3 protein-coding genes are annotated in these 3,838 nt (G+C 40.3%); all 3 read left to right on the top strand.

Annotated features, from left to right (window positions below):
* Positions 1-122: 122 nt before the first annotated feature.
* Positions 123-563 carry an SRPBCC family protein gene (locus V5N63_RS11270; RefSeq protein WP_332034019.1) on the top strand — a complete coding sequence of 147 codons (441 nt, stop codon included), beginning with the start codon at positions 123-125 and terminating at the stop codon, positions 561-563.
* 104 nt (positions 564-667) lie between these two features.
* Complete coding sequence (locus V5N63_RS11265; protein ID WP_332034018.1) at positions 668-1,318, top strand: J domain-containing protein; 651 nt, start codon at positions 668-670, stop codon at positions 1,316-1,318.
* Between the two features lie 331 nt (positions 1,319-1,649).
* A partial coding sequence (gene gcvP / locus V5N63_RS11260; RefSeq protein WP_332034017.1) for an aminomethyl-transferring glycine dehydrogenase occupies positions 1,650-3,838 on the top strand: 2,189 nt, incomplete at its 3' end.

Below are 3,838 nucleotides of genomic sequence, written 5' to 3'. Positions count from 1 at the left end.
ACACTTCTTACTGGAAAAATAAATGCTTTGGATGAATTTGTGGATTTCTTTAATTCTAAATATCCTTCAAATTTCGAAAAAGTAAAAAAACTATCAGAATCATCAACTTAAACTTCTAAATCATGGAAACACTCAGTTATGAAACCACAGTAAAAGCGCCCATTCAGAAGGTTTGGGATATGCTTTGGGCACCGGAAACGTATGCCGAATGGACGCAGTTTTTTTCACCAGGTTCTCAGTTTAAAACTGACTGGGAAATCAACGGAAAAACCTATTTTCTTGATGACACCGGGAACGGAATGGTCTCAACCATCAAAAGTTTAAATCCTCCTTTTGAAGTGGTTTTCAGTCATTTGGGAATCTTTAATAACGGCGTAGAAGATACCCAAAGCCGCGAAGTAAAAGAATGGAGCGGTGCAGAAGAACAGTATTTCCTGCGGGCAATTGATGAAAATACGACAGAGATTCAGGCGATTGTACATGCAGAACAGAAATATGAGGACAATATGAGCAATGGTTTTACCAAAGGTTTCGAAGTGCTCAGGAAATTAGCAGAACAGTAGTCAGCAAAACAAAACGGAAACAGAAAATTTCCGTTTTTTCATGCAGAACTGTTTTTTTTAAAATCCTTACTTTTACAGCCCAAAACCGAATCCGGTATCTTATAATGAAGAATTACTATTATTTTCTGAGCGTTAAGGAAAATGCATCTGAAGAAGACATTAAAAAAGCCTACAGGAAATTATCCCTGAAATACCATCCAGACAAAAATCCCAATGACGAGTTCTTTGCGCACCGGTTTATGGAGATTCAGGAAGCTTATGAAACGCTGGGTGATAAAGAAAAAAGAAGAATTTACGATGATAATTTAAGCCATCAGCAAAGAATATTTCGTCCCAACCTCCCGCCGGTGATTAAATCTTTTGCAGTAAACAAAGTGAATGTGCAGAAAGGCGAAGAAATAATTATCACGTGGCAGACTCAGCATGCAGATGTGGTAAAAGTGCTGCCATTCGGGCTCGAAAAAAGTTATGGTGAGAAAAAAATTAAGATTACCGAATTCAAGGAGGGCAAATTTCAGCTTCTGCTGCACGCAACCAATACGTTGCTTAATAAAACTGTAGTACGTGGTATCACCGTGAATCAGGTTTTCGAAACGGATAAAGAAAAATTCAGAAATGAGGTAGAAGAACTTTTCAAGCCTCAGCGACCGTCGCCTACAAATCCCGCTGGGCAGCCCAAAGCATTAAAGATTGTTTTGGCAGTTATCTTTCTTGTAGTTGCGATCCTGCTTTTAGTAAAAAATTTTGGTGGGTAATTTTTCAGAAACGTAAAACTTTTTATTAAAATATTAAGCCATTTTAAGCCTTCCAGGACATTTTTTACAGCGTTTTCCTTTCTTAAATTTCTTACAGCACTTTTTCTTATCACAGAACATTTCTTCTGTTTGTCCGTAAAAAGGAGTCAGAGGCGCAACTTTGAAAGGGGTGATTGGTGAATTCATGGTGCAAATGTAATTCTAATTTAGAATAAATCAAAATAACATGAAGTATTTTTTATGGTTTGCGCATGAAATTTATCAATTGTACTGTTCATCAAAAAATTGTATTTTTACGAACCTTTATTTCTAAATAAATCCAGTAAAAATAATGAACACTACACAGTTTGTAAACCGCCACATTTCTTTAAACGAAGCCGATAAACAGGCAATGTTACAGGAAATTGGTGTTTCGGGTATTGAAGAACTAATTGCCCAAACAATTCCAGATTCCATCCGTTTAAAAGAAGAATTAAACATTTCACCTGCACTTTCGGAGTACGAAATGTTGGCACATTCTAAAGAATTGGCAGCCAAAAATTCCCTTTTCGATAACTACATCGGATTCGGGTATCACAATACCATTTTGCCGAGCGCAATTCAGCGTAATATTCTCGAAAATCCATCCTGGTACACCGCTTACACTCCTTATCAGGCAGAAATCGCGCAGGGAAGACTGGAAGCGCTGCTCAACTTCCAAACGGTTGTTTGCGATTTAACAGGTTTCAAACTGGCAAATGCTTCTCTTTTGGATGAATCTACTGCGGCCGCGGAAGCAATGCACATGTTCTTCGAAAGCCGAACCAAAGACCAGAGAAAATCTGAAGCCAAAAAATTCTTCGTTTCAGAATTGGTACTTCCTCAAACGGTTGCTGTTTTGAAAACTAAAGCAGAAGGGCTGGGAATTGAGATCGTTGAAGGTGATCATGAGAATCATAATTTTGATGAATCTTATTTCGGAGTTTTGCTGCAGTATCCGGGTAAAAACGGAATTGTACTCGATTACACCGAAAATATTAAGAAATATAAAGAAATCAACCTGCAGGTTGTAGTTGCCAGCGATCCAATGGCGTTGGTAAAACTGAAGTCTCCTGCTGAGATGGGCGCTGACTGTGCGGTGGGAACTACCCAACGTTTCGGCATTCCGATGGGTTACGGTGGGCCTCACGCTGCATTTTTTGCCTGTAAAGAAGATTATAAGAGAGATATTCCGGGACGAATCATTGGTGTTTCCCAGGATGCGTACGGCAAACGTGCGCTGAGAATGGCACTTCAAACCCGTGAACAGCATATCAAAAGAGAAAAAGCCACCTCGAATATCTGTACAGCACAGGTGCTTTTAGCCGTAATGGCCGGAATGTACGCCGTATATCACGGTCCGAAAGGTCTTAATTTCATCGCAGACCAAATCCATTTCAAAGCCAATGCACTTAATACAGGCTTGAAAGCTTTAGGTTATGATATTGTAGAAGAGCCGGTTTTCGACACCGTAAAGTTCAGAATGAACGAGGAAGAGAAAAAATCTTTGATGTTTTTGATGCTTGATCGTAAAATCAATCTTAATTATTTCACCGATGGATTTGTGAGCATCGCCTTAAATGAAACCACAACTTTAGAGAAACTGCAGTCGCTGTTTGATGCTTTTGCGCAGTTTAAAGACAAGCAGAGCTTCAAACTTACGCTTAAAGAAGAAATTCTTATTCCTGAACAGTCTCTAAGAAATGATGAAATTCTGAAAGAAGATGTTTTCAATAAATATCATACTGAAACCGAGCTGATGCGTTACATTAAACGTTTAGAAAGAAGAGATCTTTCTTTAACGCATTCGATGATTTCCTTAGGTTCATGTACTATGAAACTGAATGCTGCCACGCAGATGTTGCCGATTTCCTGGCCCGAGTGGGGCAATGTACACCCGTTTGTTCCTACCGAGCAGGCTGGGGGATATCAGCAGTTAATTAAAGAATTGGAGAAAGATCTTGCGGAAATTACTGGTTTCGCCGGAACTTCGCTTCAGCCGAATTCAGGTGCTCAGGGTGAGTATGCAGGATTAATGGTCATCCGCGAATATCACAAATCACGTGGAGAAAGCCACAGAAACATCGTTCTTATTCCGCAGTCTGCACACGGAACCAATCCAGCTTCTGCGGTAATTGCAGGGATGAAAGTGGTGGTGGTAAAAAACCTTGAAAGCGGAGAAATCGATTTCGAAGATTTGAAAGCCAAAGCAGAGCAGCACGCGGAAAATCTTTCTGCGGCAATGATTACTTATCCGTCAACTTATGGCTTCTTTGATGATAACATTAAAGAAATCACAAAACTGATTCACGACAACGGCGGACAGGTTTATATGGACGGCGCGAACATGAATGCGCAGGTAGGTTTCACTTCTCCGGGAAATATCGGGGCCGATGTTTGCCACCTGAATCTACACAAGACCTTCGCTATTCCTCACGGTGGTGGTGGTCCGGGTGTTGGCCCGATCTGCGTTGCGGAACATTTGGTGAAGTTTTTACCATC

It is taken from the genome of Kaistella sp., assembly GCF_032060305.1.
Lineage (GTDB): Bacteria > Bacteroidota > Bacteroidia > Flavobacteriales > Weeksellaceae > Kaistella > Kaistella yananensis.
This window is presented reverse-complemented; position numbering and strand designations above follow the sequence as displayed.

What these genes read in the sequence shown, in the direction of transcription:
- V5N63_RS11270 (WP_332034019.1), top strand. Translation starts at nt 123, where the DNA reads ATGGAAACACTCAGTTATGAAACCACAGTAAAAGCGCCCATTCAGAAG.
- V5N63_RS11265 (WP_332034018.1), top strand. Translation starts at nt 668, where the DNA reads ATGAAGAATTACTATTATTTTCTGAGCGTTAAGGAAAATGCATCTGAA.